The organism is Bradyrhizobium sp. WSM1417, assembly GCF_000515415.1.
Classification (GTDB): domain Bacteria; phylum Pseudomonadota; class Alphaproteobacteria; order Rhizobiales; family Xanthobacteraceae; genus Bradyrhizobium.
The window spans coordinates 1,570,855-1,589,555 of sequence record NZ_KI911783.1; the positions used below are offsets into that span (position 1 = coordinate 1,570,855).

Below are 18,701 nucleotides of genomic sequence, written 5' to 3' on the forward strand. Positions count from 1 at the left end.
GCCCCGTATTTGCCGCAGGGTGCTGCGGGGATCCACGAACAAAAGATGACAGAAGTATCTATTGTAGGATTCTACAATGGAATACATGGGGTTACTGGAAATGAGCGAAAATAAGCGCTACTTTACTTATGAGTATTTCAAAAATTACTTTGGCTTCTCTGCAGGCGCCCAGCCGCCTGAGAGCATCGACCGCTTGGTGATGCCAAATCACACAAGCAATAGGTGGTTTCGCTAAGGACTTGGTAATGATATGCAAGTTTAGGCGAGCGATACTTACTTAGATTTTAACTCCTTTTTTGGTGCCCGGATTGAATTACGCTGGCAAATTTGACGCCGCGATTTCCTTGGACGGCTTGGGTTCCCGATCGCCCGCCGATGGCCATGTTGATTCCTTTACCGCCAAGGCACACGGCCACGTGCCTGATGGCGCCTACGTCGTTCCCGACCCGAACCTGATCTTCAACGGCGATTTCAAGCGCGCCGGTCTCGACCTCGTGCTGTCCCATGATGGACACGATTTCGTCGTTCACGATTACTTCAGGGGCGACAAGCGCGCGGCGATCGCCTCGCCCGATGGCGCACACCTCACCGGCGACGTCGTCAACGCACTCACCGGCCATGTGCAATACGCGCAGGCCGCTTCCGGAATTGCCGCCGCGCAGGTCATCGGCCACGTCACCAAGCTCTCCGGCAGCGCGACCGCGGTCCGTAACGGCGTCTCCGTCATCCTGAACAACGGCGACAATGTCGAGAAGGGCGACGTGGTCTCGACCGGTGGCGACTCGACGCTCGGCATCACGTTCATCGACGGCACGGTGTTCGGCCTGTCCTCCAATGCGCGGATGGTGCTGAACGAGATGGTCTACGACCCCAACGGGTCGAACAATTCCTCGCTGCTCAGTCTGGTCGCGGGCACCATCACCTTCGTCGCCGGCGAGACCGCCAAGCACGGCGACATGAAGGTCGACACGCCGGTCGCCACCATGGGCATCCGCGGCACGGCGGTGCTGAGCCAGATCAACTTCGTCGTTCCCGCCGGCGGCGGCGATCCGCAGCCGCAGGCGAGCTTCCAGGTGCTGGTCGAGCCGAACGGCACGACGGGCTCCTACATCCTGTTCGATAAGGTCACGCTGCTGCCGATCGCGACGGTCAACCAGGCCGGCCAGATGATCCAGATCAGCGGCGGCAACGTCTCGATCTCCAATGCGCTGATGTCGCCGGACATCCAGAAGCTGATCACGGACGTGTTCACGCTGAAGTTCACGGACAACAACAGCAACACCAAGCTGACCCAGAACTTCACCGACTCGATCACGCAGACCGGCAACATTGTCTTCATCAAGACGGATACCGGTGCCACCGCGACCGCGACCTTCACGCATCTCCCTGAGCCGACATCGCAGGGGCCCGGCCATGATCCGGCGACCAGCACCCGCATTCCCGGCCCGCCTGCCCGTCAAAGCCTCGATCTCAACGGCAATGTGAAGACGGCGTTCGGGATGATCGAGCGCGCGGACACGACCGGCGACACAACCCACTACGATACCATCTCCGGTCGCATCACCTTCGTCGATCAAAACCTGGCCGATCTGCCGACGGTGAGCATTGACCTCGGCGATGCACCGAACTTTGTCTACAAGAACGCCGGCCAGCAGGATGTCACCGGCGCGCTCTCCGCACTCCAGAAGCAGGACATCGCGGCAACGCAGATCCAGATCAGCGTCGCCGCAGCCGCCGGTAACAACAACAACGGCTCGGCGGTCTGGACCTACACGATTCCCGACCACGTCTTCGACTTTCTCGCGGCGGGTGAGACGCTGACGCTGACCTACAAGGTCCGCGTCAACAATAATTTCTCGGTCAATCCCGAAGCGTCGACCATCGACATCACCATCACGATCACCGGCACCAACGACAAGCCGGTGATCACCACCAGCGTTCCGGTCATCATCTTCGAAGGCGGCACCAGCGTGCCGGGTGGCCCGCTCACCAGCGAGGTGCCGACTTCGGGCACGCTGACCTTCAAGGATGTCGACCTCACCGACACCCACACGGTCGCGGTCAAGCTGACCAGCGCGACCCTGCCTGATGGCACCGTTCCGCCGGGCCCGCTCGCGGCGTTCCAGAGCGCGATGTCGGTCGCGATCGCGGCGGGTGCCGACAGCACTGGGGACGGCACCGGCAACATCAGCTGGTCGCTGGCCAAGCTGCCGGTCTACCTCGCCGACTTCATCCCCAAGGGTGAGGTGCTGACGCTGGTCTACACCGTGACGCTCAAGGACGCGCAAGGCGCCACCTCGCAGCAGACCATCACCGTCACGATCACCGGCACCGACGCTCCCGCCGTGGTGTGGATCGCGACCGATCATGCCGGCGCGCCCGCCGGCGGCTTCTGGAAGGACGCGGCCAACTGGGAAACCGGCACCGTTCCGACCATCAATGACGACGTCATCGTCATCACGGATCAGTTGCACGGGCTGACGCCGTCCTATCCGGTGACGATCGACGCGGCTGCCTATGCCAAGTCGATCACGATGAACGACTACGACACCACGGTCGGCCACACGGCACCGGAAGTCATCAACAAGAGTGCGTTGACGATTGCGGGCGAGGTTAGCCTCAAGGCCGATTCGAAGCTCACCAATTTCACGGCAAGCACGATCTCGGTTGGTGGCAAGGCTGAGTTCTTGGACAGTAGCGTCCTCACCAACGCCGGGTACCTGACGCTCAAGGGCGGCGGCGATTTCGCCAACGGCACCACGATCACCAATTCCGGCACGATTGAGCTGTTCGGCGGCACGCTGAAGACGCTCGCCGGAATTAACAATGCCGGCGGCACGCTGAAGGCGGATGCCGGCACGACGCTGATCGTCGACGCCGCCACCATCAGCGGCGGCACGGTCACCATCGCCGGCACGCTGGAACTCGACGGCACCAGCGTCCTCAAGAACGGCACGCTGAATAATTCAGGAGCGGTCAACGTCAAGGGCACGGCGGATTTCGCCCATGAGACCGTGTCCAACACCTCCGGCGGCACGATCACGGTGCTGGCGAATGGCTGGCTAACGATCGACCAGGGCTCGACGGTTGCGAATACCGGCAACGTCACGGTCGATGCCAACGGCAAGCTGACAGTGAACGGGGCCACGATCAGCGGCACCGGCACGGTCACAGGTAACGGCGAGATCGACCTGACCGGCGCTGCGGTGCTGAGCGGCGGCATCCTGAACAACAATGCGGCCTTCAAGGCCAGCGGCACCGGCAACGCGCTGGACCACGAGACGGTCACGAATGCGACGACCGGCACGATCGAAGTGCTGGCGAATGGCGCGCTGACGATCGACCAGGGCTCGACGGTTGCGAATGCCGGCAACGTCACGGTGGACGCCAACGGCAAGCTGACGGTGAACGGCGCCACGATCAGCGGCACCGGCACGGTCACAGGCAACGGCGAGATCGACCTGACCGGCGCTGCGGTGCTAAGCGGCGGCATCCTGAATAACAATGCGGCCTTCAAGGTCAGCGGCACCGGCAATGCGCTGGACTATGAGACGATCACGAATGCGAGCACCGGCACGATCGAAGTGCTGGCGAACGGCGCGCTGACGATCGACCAGGGCTCGACGGTTGCGAATGCTGGCAACCTCACGGTCGATGCTAACGGCAAGTTGACAGTGAACGGGGCTACGATCAGCGGCACCGGTACGGTTACGGGCAACGGCGAGATCGACCTGACCGGCGCTGCGGAGCTAAGCGGCGGCATCCTGAATAACAATGCGGCCTTCAAGGTCAGCGGCACCGGCAATGCACTGGACCACGAGACGGTCACGAACGCGAGCACCGGCACGATCGAAGTGCTGGCGAACGGCGCGCTGACGATCGACCAGGGCTCGACGGTTGCGAATGCCGGCAACGTCACGGTCGACGCCACCGGCAAGCTGACTGTCAACGGCGCCACGATCAGCGGCACCGGTACAGTCACCGATAACGGCGAGATCGACCTGACCGGCAATGCCGTGCTGAGCGGCGGCGTGCTGAACAACAATGCGGCGTTCAAGGTCAGCGGGACCGGCAACGCGCTGGACCACGAGACGATCACGAATGCGACCACCGGCACGATCGAAGTGCTGGCAAACGGCGCGCTGACGATCGACCAGGGCTCGACGGTTGCGAATGCTGGCAACCTCACGGTCGACGCCACCGGCAAGCTGACAGTGAACGGGGCCACGATCAGCGGGGCCGGCACGGTCACCGGCAATGGCGAGATCGACCTGACCGGCAGCGCCGTGCTGAGCGGCGGCATCCTGAATAACAATGCGGCCTTCAAGATCAGCGGCACCGGCAATGCGCTGGACTATGAGACGATCACGAATGCGAGCACCGGCACGATCGAAGTGCTGGCGAACGGCGCGCTGACGATTGACCAGGGCTCGACGGTTGCGAATGCCGGCAACCTCACGGTCGATGCTAACGGCAAGCTGACGGTCAATGGCGCCACAATCAACGGTGCCGGGCCTGTCACCGGCAACGGCGAGATCGACCTGACCGGCGCTGCGGTGCTAAGCGGCGGCATCCTGAACAACAATGCGGCGTTCAAGGTCAGCGGGACCGGCAACGCGCTGGACCACGAGACGATCACGAATGCGACCACCGGCACGATCGAAGTGCTGGCAAACGGCGCGCTGACGATCGACCAGAGTTCGACCGTTGCCAACACCGGCAACATCACGGTCGATGCCAACGGAAAGCTGACGGTGAACGGGGCCACGATCAGCGGCACCGGAACTGTCACTGGCAACGGCGAGATCGATCTCACCGGCGCTGCCGTGCTGAGTGGCGGCACCCTGAACAACAATGCGGCCTTCAAGGTCAGCGGCACCGGCAATGCGCTGGACGGCGAGACTATCACCAATACCGGCACGATCGAGGTGCTTGCCAATGGCGTCTTGACGATCGATCAGGGCTCGACGGTCGACAATTCCGGCGGCAACCTCATCGTCGATGCCAATGCCACACTGAGGCTGGACGACGCCACGATCAGCGGCGGTGCAGTCAAGGGCGGCGGCACGATTGACGTTACCGGCGCCAGCAAGATCGACGGGGGAGCCACCCTCAGCGTCGCCGCCGTCAGCGCCGACGCCGAGTTGACTCTGGATGGCGTCACAGTGTCCGGCACGGTCATCACTGACAAGTCCAGTATTGCGCTCGATAACACCGTCAAGCTCAAGGACGGCGCCACGATCAAGGGTGCCTCGACCGCGTCCAAGGGCGCGATCACCAACAACGGCATGCTCGAGATCGCGGGTGCCGCGACGCTGCTCAACGGCGTCCTCACCAACACCGGCCACATCGTCAAGATCGACGACGGCCAGACGCTGACGCTGTCCAGCACCGAGGTATCAGGCGGCACCATCAATAACCACAGCGGTACGATCGACGTCACGGGCGATAGCAAGATCGGCGGCAATGCCACGCTGAACCAGGGCGCTGTGACGGTCGAGAGCGGCGTCACGCTGACGCTCGACGATACGACGGTTGCGGGAGCCACGATCAGCAATGGTGGCACCGTCAAGGTAGATGCGAGCAAAAAACTGACCCTGTCGGGCGCGACCATCGACGGCGGTACGGTGACGATCGCGGGCACGCTGGAATCGACCGGCACGAGCGCTGTCGACAGCGCGGATGTCACCAACAGCGGCACGATCTCCGTCACCAGCGGCGCGCTGACGATCGATCCCGGCATTCTCCACGCCATCACCAATCACGGCCTGATCGAGGCGGTGACCGGCGGCGCGTTGAAGCTGACGACCGCCACAGTCACCAACACCGGCGCAACGATCGCGGTCGACGGCACATCGAAGCTTTATCTGTCGGATGTTTCGATCAACGGCGGCAGCCTGAGCAATTTGGGTAACCTCTACAGCGTCTCCGGCCTCAACACGATCACGGCTGGCGTCACCAACACCGGCGCCATCGAAGTCCAGACCGGCACGCTCAACCTCGCCGGTGGCCTCAGTGGTGTCGGCTCGGTGATCATCGACGATGGTGCGACGCTCGAGCTCGCGGGGGCGACGGCGCAGACCATTGCCTTCGCCGGTGGCGTCGACACGCTGCAACTCGACAAGGTGGCGGGCCAGAGCTTCACCGGCACCATTGCCGGCCAGTCGACGAAAGCCGGCACGTTCACGATCAAGGGCGCGGCCGATATCACGACAGCGAGCGGCGATGCACTCGACTTCACTGCATCGGGCGGCACATCTGCAACGCCCGCCGACATCGTTCTCGCGCCCACCGGCGCACTGACTGGCGCGGCCAACGGCGTCGCGGTCACCCAGAACGGTACCGGCGATATCTCGTTCACGGCGACCGGCGACATCAAGGGCCTCGCCGGCCACGGCATCTGGCTGCGCGACAGCGCGACCGGCGCGGGCGATATCACTGTCAACAATCTCACCGGCAAGGCGACCGGCACCGGCGCGAATTCGGTCGGCGTTCTTGTCGAGAATTTGAACAGCGCCAGCGTCGGCGGCATCTCGATCACCCAGCTCGGCGGCGCTGTCGGCGGCGCATACGGCATCGACGCGACCACGCAGGGCAATGGCGACATCGCCATTGACGCCGGCGGTGCCATCACCGGCAGCTCCGTCTACGGTATCCGTGCGCGTAGCTATGGCAGTGGCAGCGAGACCGTCACGACCGAGGCCGGCAGCGTCGTCACGTCCGCGAGCTCGGCCATCATCGCGGTCAATCGCGCAAACTCGATCGACGCGTCGGACGGCAGCAGCATCACCGTCACGACCTACGGCACGATCAATTCCGGCAGCAGCCTGAACCAGAGCGGTAACACGCCGGCGGGCATCCAGGCCGGTTACACCGGTGCCACGACCGGATCGACCGCCAATACCAACGTCAACGGCACCGTCACCATCAGCAATCACGCCAACATCAACGCCGCGGCGGGCTATGGCATCGACGCCTACAATTACGGCAATGGCGACGTCAGGGTGACCAGCTTCGCCGGGACCACGATTTCGGTCTCCGGTACCCAAAGCGTCGGCATCAACGCCTCGGCATTGAGCGGCGGCACCGGCGACGTGACGGTCACGCTTGGCGAAAATGTGACGATTTCGGGTGCGACGAGCTACGGCATCAGGGCTTACAGTATCGATGCGGGCGATGTCAGTGTCACCATGGCGAACGGCGACAGCATCACGTCTGGCAGCACCGGCATCGTGGCGGTCAACTACGCCACTGCGATCGCTGGCGGCCTCGGCAGCACGATCTCCGTCGAGGCCCATGGCACGATCCACTCCGGCTCGACCTCGAATAACGACGGCACCACTCCCGGCGGGATCATCGCCGGCTACAAGCCCGGCGGGATCGGCACGTTCTCGAATGCCGTCAAGGGCGACGTCACCGTTACGAGCGATGCAACGATTATCGCTGATGCGGGCTACGGCATCGAGGCGTTCACCTGGGCTGCCGGCAACATCACGGTCACGACCGGCGCGACATCCTCGATTGCCGCCGCGGGTACCGCGATCGGCGCCTTCGATCACGGTGGCGGCGACGTCAGCGTCACCAATAATGGCTCCGCTACCGGCGCGGTCGGCGTGTCTGCCATCGCCAACGGCAGCGGCGACGTCACCATTGTCAATCACGGTGGTATCACCAGCACGAGCCTCGCCGGCATCAGCGTGACGCAGAACGAAGTCGGCGCGACCGGCTCGACCCATATCACCAATACCGGATCGATCGTGGCCCCGAGCGCCTATGCGGCGATCTTCATCCAGGAAAATACGACCGGCTCGGCGACGATCGACAATTCCGCCACCGGAACGATCGGACCCGCCGTGGCCTCGACCGTGACCGCCGCGACCTACGCCATCGTCGAGACAGGCGGCGCTATCACGATCAACAATGCTGGCCACATCAACGGCAATCTCTCGGTTGCTACCGCGACGTTCAACAACGAGCTGGGCGGCACCTGGACGGTCGCCGGCAGTGGCGTCTTCGGCAACGCGTCGTCGATCGTCAACCACGGCGCCATCGATCTGCATGGCGCGTCGATCTCCGGGACCGGGCTGAACGTCGAGAATTACGCGACCATCGACAGCTGGGGCACGGCGTCGATCACGGGCACCATCGCCAATGTCGGCAGCATCGAGGTCCATGACGGGGCGCTGACGCTGTTCGGCTCGCTGTCGGGCTCGGGCTCTGTCACCGTCGATGCTGGCGCGTGGCTGAAGCTCGAGGGCACGGTGGCGGCCACCCAAACGATCACACTCGACGGCGACGGCGCCCATCTTCAGATCGATACATCGGCCTTTGGCGGCTCTATCGGCGCGCTGTCCACGAACGACACAATCAATCTGTCGACCATCAAGTACGGGCTCGGTACCAGCGCGGTCTATGTCGCCAACAGCAATCCCTCCACCGGCGGCGTGCTGACGGTGACCGATGCGGACGGCAATCACATCAGCTTGACCCTGTCCGGTGCCGACTACAGCAATGCCCATTTCGCCGGGAGTGACGACGGCACCGGCCACACGCTGATCACGATGACCGATGACCACGCGCCGGCCTTCACCGCGGGCGGCGTGCTGGCGGGGGACGTCTCCGAGCAGGCGGACGCCACCGGCGACTTCGCCACGTCTGATACGTCAACGCCCGCAACCGGCGCGATTGCCTTCACCGACATCGACCTGACCGACCTGCCGACGGCACAGATCACCGGCCAAGCCGTGACCTCGCTTGGCGCCGATCACAACACTAATCTCACCTCGTCGCTCACGCTTGACGAGATCGCGGCGCTCAAGAGCGGACTGACGCTTCTGCCGCAGGCCGGGCTGAACAATGGCACCGTCACCTGGAGCTATTCGATCGCCGACGGCGCGCTGGATTTCCTCGGCGAGAACCAGAGCGCCAAGGTGGTCTCTACCGTCACCCTTGATGACCACCAGGGCAAGACCGGCACAACCGACGTCACGATCACGATCACCGGCAAGAACGACGCGCCCGCGATTACTGCGGAAACGAACGACCATTCCGGCGCGGACCTGCTCGAGACGAATACGCCGCTGGTGAAGCATGGTACGCTGACGGTTTCGGATGCCGATGCTACCGATCACGTCACGGTCGTGGTCGATCATCTCGATGTCTATTTCGACGGCGTGCCCCAGACCGACTATGTCGGCGAGCCCTCGATCCCGACGCTGCTCAACTATCTGACCGTGCAGTCCGGGGACATTCTCGATGGCACCGCCACGCACGCCACGTTTACGTGGGATTTCAATTCAGGTAGCAAGGCCTTCGACTTCCTTGCCGCCGGCCACACGCTGTCGCTGCAATACACGATCGTGCCCGACGACAGCCACACGCCGACCGGCACTGGCAACGGCGTCCTCACCTTCAACATCGCCGGCAGCAACGATGCACCGACTCTAGGTGACGCGACGCTGGCCTCGGTCAGTGGCGATAACACCGATCCGGGTGGGACCGCGGTCAGCGCTCTCTTCGGCGGGAAGTTCGACGACGCCGACGACGGCGCGAGCTTCCGAGCCATCGCGGTTAGCGCGGATAGTGCCACCTCGGATCAGGGCGTCTGGCAGTACGAGCTCGCCGGCACCGATCAATGGGTGGATATTGGGTCCGTCGCCGATACGACTGCGCTGGTGCTGAGTCCGGATACGCTGATCCGGTTCGTGCCAGCCGACGGCTTCACCGGGGCGCCGGATGCGCTGGGCGTGCATGCCCTCGACAACACCTATGTTGGCGACATCACAAATTCCTCGTCGCCCGCGACGATCGACATCATCGCCACGAGCACCGGCGGCACCGCGCCGGTGTCGGACGGGGTCACCACCATCGGCACGGAAGTCACGGCTCCATCCGGCGGCTCCGCGTCCGCGACCGGTCCCGTCATCGACACCGAGCACTTCCAGGTCGAGCACGTCGTCGAGAACAGCAATGAGATCATCACCGATCTCGTGGTCACCGACATCGATTCCGGTGCTGCGACGGATACTTTCACTGTCACGCTGGCGACCGCGCATCCGGATGTCAGCAGCGTCAGTGTTTACCCGGCGACGGGCACGCTCGACCAGATCAACGCCAGCCTCGCGGAAGGCGCCGGTATCACCTACGATCCAACCGGCGCCAGCACCGATGACTACCCGGTGCCGCCGGACACCGACCAGATCACGGTGACTGTGACGGACACGACCACGAACCTCTCCGACACCGTGAACTTCATCTTCGTCGAGGGCGGCAACAGCCAGGGCGTTATCCTCGAGGGTACCCCCGGCAAGGACGTCATTTTCGCGACCGAGTCGAGTGACACGCTGATCGGTGGCGCTGCCAAGGACCAGTTCGTGTTTGCGCCGGCGTCGTCGCAGGATACGGTCCAGCACACTGTGAACGACTTCCAGGCCGGCCTAGACAAGATCGACCTGCGGCAGTTCGGCAGCATCAGCTCCGTGAGCGATCTCTCCGCGGCCGAGCAGGATGGCGATACCTTCCTCACGCTGGACAATCACGAGACGATCGTGCTGAAGGGCGTGGTTGCTCAAAACCTGCAGGCCAGCGATTTCATCTTCCACGTTTGATCGTCGCCAGGGCCTTCCGGCCTGCAGCTTGACCGCGGAAAAAATCCGCAAATCTCAACATCTAAGGAATGGCCAATCGTGGGCCGGCGCGCCATGATCGGCGCGCACGGCGCGGTGCGGGTTTGCAGGAAGTCCTACTGAAATGAAACGTCTCAAGATCCTGCGGCGGTGGTTTGCGCGGAAGCTGGGGTTTGCGCGGCTGATGTGCCTTGCGCTGCTGGTCCTGTTTGCCGGCGCTCGCCTCTGGGATCCGCCGCCGATCCAGGAACTGCGGCTGCGCACCTTCGACATGTTTCAGTTGCTCGATCCGCGCCACAAGACGGCGCGGCCGGTTACCATCGTCGACATCGATGACAAGAGCCTCGCCAAGCTCGGCCAGTGGCCGTGGCCACGGACGCGGATCGCCGACCTGATCCAGAACCTCACCAGTCACGGCGCGGTCGCAATAGGCTTCGACGTGGTGTTCTCGGAGGCTGATCGGCTCAATCCTGATCTTGTCGCGAGCCAGATGCGCTATCTGGACGACGCCACCCGCGCCAAGCTGCGCGAGCTGCCGAGCAACGACCAGATTCTCTCCGAAGCGATCAAGCGCTCGCGCGTGGTGCTGGGCGAGACCGGGCAGCGGGCGATTTCGACCGAGGTCGACAAGTCGCTGCCCTTCACCGGCGTCGCAACGGTCGGCGAGGAGGGCGCTGAGCGCTTCCTGTTCGAATTTCCCGGGCTGTTGCGCAACGTGCCCGAGATCGAGAAGGTCGCGGCCGGCCGTGGCCTGTTCTCGATCAAGACCGAGCGCGACGGCCTGATCCGGCGCGTACCGATGATCATGCGCGCCCAGGGCATGGTCATGCCCTCGCTCAGCCTCGAGATTTTGCGTGTCGTCACGGGCACGCCGACCTTGCTGGTCCGGACCGACAAGACGGGCGTGCGGGCCGTGCGTCTCAAGGGCGTGGAGATCCCAACCGACAGGAACGGTCAGCTCTGGGTGCATTACGCCCGCCAGGATCCCTCGATCTACGTCTCGGCCGCCGACGTGCTCGACAACACCGTTGCGCCGAACAAGATCGCCGGCAAGCTGGTGCTGGTAGGCACCTCCGCGGTTGGACTCAATGACATCAAGACCACGCCGGTGTCCTCGACCATGCCCGGCGTCGAGATCCACGCCCAGGTGCTGGAGAGCGTGCTGAGCGGCGCCGTGATCTCCCAGCCGAACTACGCGCTCGGCGTCGAGCTGCTCGCAGCGCTCGTCATCGGCTTGCTCGTCATCATCTTCACGCCGAACCTCGGACCGGTTCGCCTCGTGCTTGCCGGCGCGACCTTCGCCGCAATCCTGATCGGAGTGTCCTGGTTCTTCTATGCGCAACACCGCTATCTCATCGACTTCACTTATCCGCTGCTCTCGACCACCGCGATCTATCTGACGCTGATCTTTGCCAGCTTCGTGCGCGAGCAGCGGCAGCGCGTGCAGATCCGCGGCATGTTCGCGCAATACATGTCCCCGGTGCTGGTCGAGCAGCTCGCGCAGTCACCGGAAAAGCTCGTCCTCGGCGGCGAGGAGCGCGAGATGACGATCATGTTCTCCGACGTGCGCGGCTTCACCACCATATCGGAAACCTACAAGCACGATCCGCAGGGCCTGATCGCGCTGATGAACCGTTTCCTGACCCCGCTGACCGACGTGATCATCGATCAGAAGGGCTATATCGACAAATATATGGGCGACGCCATCATGGCGTTCTGGAACGCGCCGCTCGACGATGCCGAGCACGAGGTCAACGCCTGCGAGGCGGCGATCCAGATGCTGGAGAAGATCGACGCGGTGAACAAGGACCGCGAGCAGGAAGCCATTGATGGCGGCCACGTCTACATCCCGCTCAATGTCGGTATCGGTCTCAACACCGGCATCGGCGTCGTCGGCAACATGGGCTCCGACCTGAAAAAGAACTATTCGGTGCTCGGCGACAGCGTCAACCTGGCCTCGCGCCTGGAGGGCCAATCGAAGGAATATGGCTTTCCGATCATCGTCGGCTCGAGGACCGCGCTCGCCGCCAAGGACCAGTTCGCGATCCTCGAACTCGACTTCATCATGGTCAAGGGCAAGACCGAGCCGGAAGTGATCTACGCCATCGCCGGCCGCGCGGACGTGATGCTTTCGGGCGCCTTCCAGCGCCTGCGCAACGTCACCATCGAAATGCTCGCCTGCTATCGCAGCCGCGACTGGCAGGGCGCGCTGGACGCGATCGAACGCGGCCGCAGGAGCGAGGATGCCGACACGCTGGAAAAGCTGTTCAAGCTCTATGAAGTGCGCATCAAGGAATTCCAGGTCAATCCGCCGCCGGAGGATTGGACCGGGGCCTATGCGCTGCTGACGAAGTAGGAGGCAAATGTGTGGTTTGAAGCTAACCACACACTCGCTGTCGTCCTGGCGAACGCCAGGATCCATTACCCCAGGGAGAAGTTGTTGCGGCGAGCGGCCAACCACCAATCTTCGCCAAACGAATTCGGTGGTTATGGGTCCTGGCCTTCGCCAGGACGACGGTGTGTTTGCGGAAGCTGAGTGCCGCCGGCCTTGAGCCTCACTCCGCCCCGATCGTCGTGAGGTCCTGGAACCAGTGCTGCGCCTGGACGAACTGCTTGACCTTGGGCGACAGCGCGTGCGGGTTGGTGTCGTGCACCACCCACACCAGCGTGGCGTCGTCGACGATCAGCGCGTGCGCCTGCGCCAGCAGCTCGTCCTGCTTGGTGCTGTCGAATGTCTGCTTGGCCTCGTCGATCAGCGCGTCGACCTTCGGGTTCTTGTAGCCACCCCAGTTGACGCCGACCGGCGCGATCTGGCTCGAATGGAAGAAGCGGACGATGGCGTAGAGCGGGTCGGAGGTGACGTAGGCGATGTTGTTGGCTGTGATGCCGGCGTTCATCTCGTCGGCCGCGCCCTTGCGCCAGTGCGTATAGAGCGTCTCGAGCTCCACGACCTTGAAATCAATGTCGATGCCGATCTCCTCGAAGCTCTGCTGCAAAAATTCGTTCATCGGCAGCGACAGCATCTGGCCGGTGCCGCCCTGTGCGATGATGAAGGTCGCCTTCAGCGGCTTTGCCTTGGAGTAGCCCGCTTCCTCGACCAGCTTCTTCGCCGCGGCGACATCGTATTTCAGCTCGAAGCTCGGCTTGCCGAACCACGGGCTCGACGGATCGACCTGTCCCTTGGCGGGTTTTGCGAGGCCGTTCATCAGGCCCACCACGGCTTCACGATCGATCGCGAGGTTCAGCGCCTTGCGCAGGCGGATGTCGATCCAGGGCGAACCCGGCAGCACGCTCAGATGATAATTCCAGACATGCGGCGTGACGTTGTCGACGAGCTTCATGCCGGCGGCCTTGAGCTGCGGCACGGCGTCCGGCGCCGGCGTCTCGATCAGATCGACTTGCCCGGCGAGCAGCGCATTGGTACGCGTCAGCGCTTCCGGCATCGGCACCAGCACGAGCTTGTCGACCTTGGGAATGCGCTTCTTGTTCCAGTAGTCCGGGTTCCTGGTGAGCTCGGCGAGCTCGCGCGGCACCAGTTTGGTCAATTTGAACGGGCCCGTCCCCGAAGGCTGGCTCGCGAACTTGTCCCAGTCCTTGCCGAGCTTTTCGTATTGCGCAGGGCTCGACACCAGGAACCACAGCATCTGATAGGGAAAGAAGGAATCGACCGTCTTGGTGGTGATCTCCACCGTGGAGTCGTCGATCTTGGCATAGCTCGCGACCGAAGGCAGGCGGGTCTTGACCTGGGCGCTCTGGCGCTTGTCGAACTGCGGCGCCTTGTCGTTGAGCACCTTGTCCAGATTCCAGATCACGGCATCGGCGTTGAACTCGCTGCCGTCGTGAAACTTCACGCCCTTGCGCAAGGTGAAGCGCCATTTGGTCTTGTCGGTATCGTCGACCGTCCATTCGGTGGCGAGCCCCGGCACCAGCTTTCCCGGGCGGTCGGCGACGTCCATCTCCCACGCCACCAGCGGATCGTAGATGGTGTAGGCCGTGAACTGATAGGCGCCGGCGCCGCGATCGGGCTGGCCGGTCGTCAGCGGGATGTCCGCCATCGAGATGCCGTAGCGCAGCACCGTCTCGGCGCCCGCGGGAATCGCGGACAACGCCAGTGCAAGCACGGCGAAACAGGTCGATAGTCGGATACGCATGGGCCAAAGCTCCAGGGAAAGGCTTCAAGGACAATCGGAGCCAAACCTGCAATCTTGATGCCAGAATAGGCAGCGAGGTGCTTTCACCGAGGCGTCATCACAAGGACTTGTCGTCGCAGGGGCAATTTGCAGAATAAGTTTCCCCATTGGCATAGGCATTGCATACGATTGCATCAAAATTAGTCATCGAAGCCGGAAAAGGATTGAGTCAATGCTTATCAATAAGAACAACACCCGCGCGGCGCTGATCGCGTTGCTGGCGCTCAGTAGCGCGGCTGCGTGGCCGCGCGCCGCTAGTGCCGAAACCGTGCTGCGCATCGCCATGACGGCTGCCGATATTCCGCGCACGCTGGGCCAGCCCGATCAGGGTTTTGAAGGCAACCGCTTCACCGGCCTCACCATGTATGACGCGCTCACCGGCTGGGACCTTTCCTCGGCCGACAAGGCGAGCGTGGTGATCCCCGGACTTGCCACCGAGTGGAAGGTCGACGATGCCGACAAGACCAAATGGACTTTCAAGCTACGCCCCGGCGTCACCTTCCATGACGGCTCGCCATTCAACGCGGACGCCGTGGTGTGGAACGTCGAGAAGGTGCTGAAGCAGGATGCGCCGCAATTCGACGCCAGCCAGGTCGGCGTCACGGCCTCGCGCATGCCGACGCTGGCGTCGGCGAAGAAGATCGACGACATGACGGTCGAGCTCACCACCAAGGAGCCCGACAGCTTCCTGCCGATCAACCTCACCAATCTCTTCATGGCGAGCCCGGCGAAGTGGCAGGCCTTCTACGACAAGGCGGAAGGCGCTGACGCCAAGGCGAAGTCGCAGGCCGCGTGGACCGCGTTTGCCAAGGACGCCGCGGGCACCGGCCCGTGGAAGATGGCCGCGTTCACCCCGCGCGAGCGGCTCGAGCTGGTCAAGAATGCGGGCTACTGGAACAAGGACCGCGTGCCCAAGGTCGACAAGATGGTGCTGTTGCCGATGCCGGAGGCGAACGCGCGCACCGCGGCGCTGCTCTCCGGGCAGGTCGATTGGGTCGAGGCACCGGCGCCGGACGCGTTGCCCGAATTAAAGCAGCGCGGTTTCAAGCTCTACGCCAACGAGCAGCCGCATGTCTGGCCGTGGCAGTTCTCGCGCGTCGAGGGCTCGCCATGGAACGACATCCGCGTGCGTAAGGCGGCAAACCTCTGCGTCGATCGCGAGGGCCTCAAGGACGGCCTGCTCGCCGGGCTGATGGTGCCCGCGACCGGCACCTTCGAGCCCGGCCATCCGTGGCGCGGAAAACCGACCTTCGAGATCAAGTACGACAAGGCGGCTGCGCAGAAGCTGATGCAGGAGGCCGGCTTCGGCCCGAACAAGAAGCTGACGGTGAAGACCCAGACTTCGGCGTCCGGCTCGGGCCAGATGCAGCCGTTGCCGATGAACGAATATCTGCAGCAGGCGCTGGCCGAATGCTATTTCGACGTGCAGCTCGACGTCATCGAATGGAATACGCTGTTCACCAACTGGCGCCGCGGTGCCAAGGATCCCAGCGCCAACGGCTCGAACGCGACCAACGTCACCTACGCGGCGATGGATCCGTTCTTCGCACTGGTGCGCTTCCTGCAGTCGGGCATGGCGCCGCCGGTCTCGAACAATTGGGGTTTCATCAACAACCCCAATTTCGACGAGCTGGTGAAGAAGGCGCGGCAGACCTTCGATCCCGCCGCGCGTGACGCCGCGCTCGCCGAACTGCACGCGGCCTCCGTCGACGACGCAGCCTTCCTCTACGTCGCCCACGACGTCGGCCCCCGCGCCATCAGCCCGAAGGTGACAGGCGTCGTGCAGCCGAAGAGCTGGTTCATCGACTTCTCGCTGGTGTCGATGCAATAGTTCGCGCCGCATACGCAGTGCACCCTCTCCCCTTGCGGGAGAGGGTGGCTTCGCGGATAGCGAAGCCGGGTGAGGGGTCTCTTTCCGCGAATGCGGACCTCTCAACCGACGCAGTATCATCCGCGGAAACAACCCCTCATCCGGCGCTTCGCGCCACCTTCTCCCACAAGGGGAGAAGGGAAGAAAAGAAACAACGTGCTCGCCTATATCGCCAGACGCATCGTCTACGTCATCCCGATCGTCATCAGCGTCGCGCTGGTGTGCTTTCTGCTCGTGCACATCACGCCGGGCGATCCGCTCGTCGCGGTGCTCCCCGCAGACGCCTCGCAGGAGCTCGCCGCGCAGCTCCGCACCGCCTACGGTTTCGACCGCCCGCTGCCGGTGCAGTTCGGGCTTTGGCTGCTCCGCGCGCTTCACGGCGATCTCGGCAATTCCATCGCCACGGGCCGCCCGGTGCTCGCCGAAGTCATGCGTGCGGTCAGCAACACCGTCACCCTGGCGATTGCGGCGGCCATCATCGGCTTCACCATGGGCGTCCTGCTCGGCCTGATTGCCGGCTATTTCCGCGAAACCTGGATCGACAAGCTGGCGACGTCCTTTGCCATCGCCGGCGTTTCGGTGCCGCATTACTGGCTTGGCATGGTGCTCGTCATCATTTTCTCGGTCCAGCTGAACTGGCTCCCCGCCGTCGGCGCCGGACCCGGCGGCTCGGCCGCCTGGGCCTGGGACTGGGCGCATTTGCAATATCTCGTGCTGCCGGCGATCACGACCTCGGTGATCCCGATGGGCATCGTCACCCGCACGGTGCGAGCGCTGACCGGCGACATTCTCAGCCAGGACTTCGTCGAGGCGCTGCGTGCAAAAGGCCTGCATGAGCGCGGCGTGTTCCGCCACGTCATCAAGAACGCCGCGCCCACCGCGCTCGCGGTGATGGGACTTCAGCTCGGTTACATGCTCGGCGGCTCGATCTTGATCGAGACCGTGTTCTCCTGGCCGGGATCGGGCTTCCTGCTCAATTCGGCGATCTTCCAGCGCGATCTGCCGCTGCTCCAGGGCACGATCCTGATCCTGGCGCTGTTCTTCGTCTTCCTCAATCTGCTGGTCGACATCGCGCAAGCCGCGATCGACCCGCGCATCAAGCGGGGCTAGCGATGAGCGAGCTTCCGTTGTCCGTCACCAGCGATGCGGCACTTCAGTCCGCGCCCGCGACCAAGGCGCGCGGCTATTGGGCGACCGTCGCCCGCCGCATCCGGCGCGACAAGGTCAGCATGGTCTGCGCGCTGGTGCTGCTGCTGATCTTCCTGTCCGCGATCGTTGCGCCGTGGTTGGGTCTGGAGGATCCCTACAAGGGCTCGATGATCCGGCGCCTCCGGCACATCGGCACAGTCGGCTACCCGCTCGGCACCGACGAGCTCGGTCGCGATATGCTGGCGCGGCTGATCTATGGCGGTCGGCTGTCGCTTCTCATCGGCATCTTGCCTGTGATCCTCGCCTTCTGCATCGGCACGTCGCTCGGCCTCGTTGCCGGCTATGTCGGCGGCAAGCTCAACACCGCGATCATGCGCACGATCGACGTTTTCTATGCCTTTCCGTCTGTGCTGCTGGCAATCGCGATCTCGGGCGCGCTGGGCGCGGGCATCCTCAATTCCATCGTGTCGTTGACCGTCGTGTTCGTGCCGCAGATCACCCGCGTCGCTGAAAGCGTCACGACCGGCGTGCGTAACATGGACTTCGTCGATGCCGCACGCGCCTCGGGCGCGGGACCGTTCACCATCATGCGCGTGCATATCCTAGGCAATGTGCTGGGTTCGATCTTCGTCTATGCCACCAGCCTGATCTCGGTTTCGATGATCCTCGCGGCGGGCCTGTCCTTCCTTGGCCTCGGCACCAAGCCGCCTGAGCCGGAATGGGGCCTGATGCTGAACACCTTGCGCACCGCGATCTATGTCAACCCCTGGGTCGCCGCGCTCCCCGGCGCGATGATCTTCGCGGTCTCGATCTGCTTCAACCTGCTCTCGGACGGCCTGCGCAGCGCCATGGACATCAGGAACTAGC

Annotated in this window: 7 protein-coding genes; 6 read left to right on the forward strand and 1 reads right to left on the reverse strand. The window is 63.5% G+C overall.

Going from position 1 to position 18,701, the window contains the following annotated elements; all coding sequences use genetic code 11:
* Positions 1-76 precede the first annotated feature (76 nt).
* The 3 genes from BRA1417_RS44665 (at position 77) to BRA1417_RS0107610 (ending at position 12,981) form a co-directional block, all read left to right on the forward strand.
* The gene (locus BRA1417_RS44665; RefSeq protein ID WP_198034793.1) at positions 77-235 is read left to right on the forward strand and encodes a hypothetical protein; all 159 of its coding nucleotides are present in this window, start codon (positions 77-79) and stop codon (positions 233-235) included.
* Between the two features lie 181 nt (positions 236-416).
* Positions 417-10,607 carry a VCBS domain-containing protein gene (locus BRA1417_RS39570; RefSeq protein WP_156948629.1) on the forward strand — a complete coding sequence of 3,397 codons (10,191 nt, stop codon included), beginning with the start codon at positions 417-419 and terminating at the stop codon, positions 10,605-10,607.
* A gap of 142 nt (positions 10,608-10,749) precedes the next feature.
* The gene (locus BRA1417_RS0107610; RefSeq protein WP_027515324.1) at positions 10,750-12,981 is read left to right on the forward strand and encodes a CHASE2 domain-containing protein; all 2,232 of its coding nucleotides are present in this window, start codon (positions 10,750-10,752) and stop codon (positions 12,979-12,981) included.
* A 199-nt stretch (positions 12,982-13,180) separates the two neighbouring features.
* Here BRA1417_RS0107610 and BRA1417_RS0107615 read toward each other — a convergent pair whose 3' ends face one another.
* Positions 13,181-14,776, reverse strand: a complete 1,596-nt coding sequence (locus BRA1417_RS0107615; protein ID WP_027515325.1) for an ABC transporter substrate-binding protein — start codon at positions 14,774-14,776, stop codon at positions 13,181-13,183.
* A gap of 211 nt (positions 14,777-14,987) precedes the next feature.
* Here BRA1417_RS0107615 and BRA1417_RS0107620 point away from each other — a divergent pair, with 211 nt between their 5' ends.
* From BRA1417_RS0107620 to BRA1417_RS0107630, 3 genes are all read left to right on the forward strand, one after another.
* Complete coding sequence (locus BRA1417_RS0107620) at positions 14,988-16,646, forward strand: ABC transporter substrate-binding protein (protein ID WP_027515326.1); 1,659 nt, start codon at positions 14,988-14,990, stop codon at positions 16,644-16,646.
* A gap of 195 nt (positions 16,647-16,841) precedes the next feature.
* Positions 16,842-17,795 carry an ABC transporter permease gene (locus tag BRA1417_RS0107625; protein ID WP_027515327.1) on the forward strand — a complete coding sequence of 318 codons (954 nt, stop codon included), beginning with the start codon at positions 16,842-16,844 and terminating at the stop codon, positions 17,793-17,795.
* A gap of 2 nt (positions 17,796-17,797) precedes the next feature.
* Positions 17,798-18,700 (forward strand): ABC transporter permease, encoded by a 903-nt coding sequence (locus tag BRA1417_RS0107630; RefSeq protein ID WP_027515328.1) that lies wholly within the window; start codon positions 17,798-17,800, stop codon positions 18,698-18,700.
* The last annotated feature ends 1 nt before the right edge of the window (position 18,701 follow it).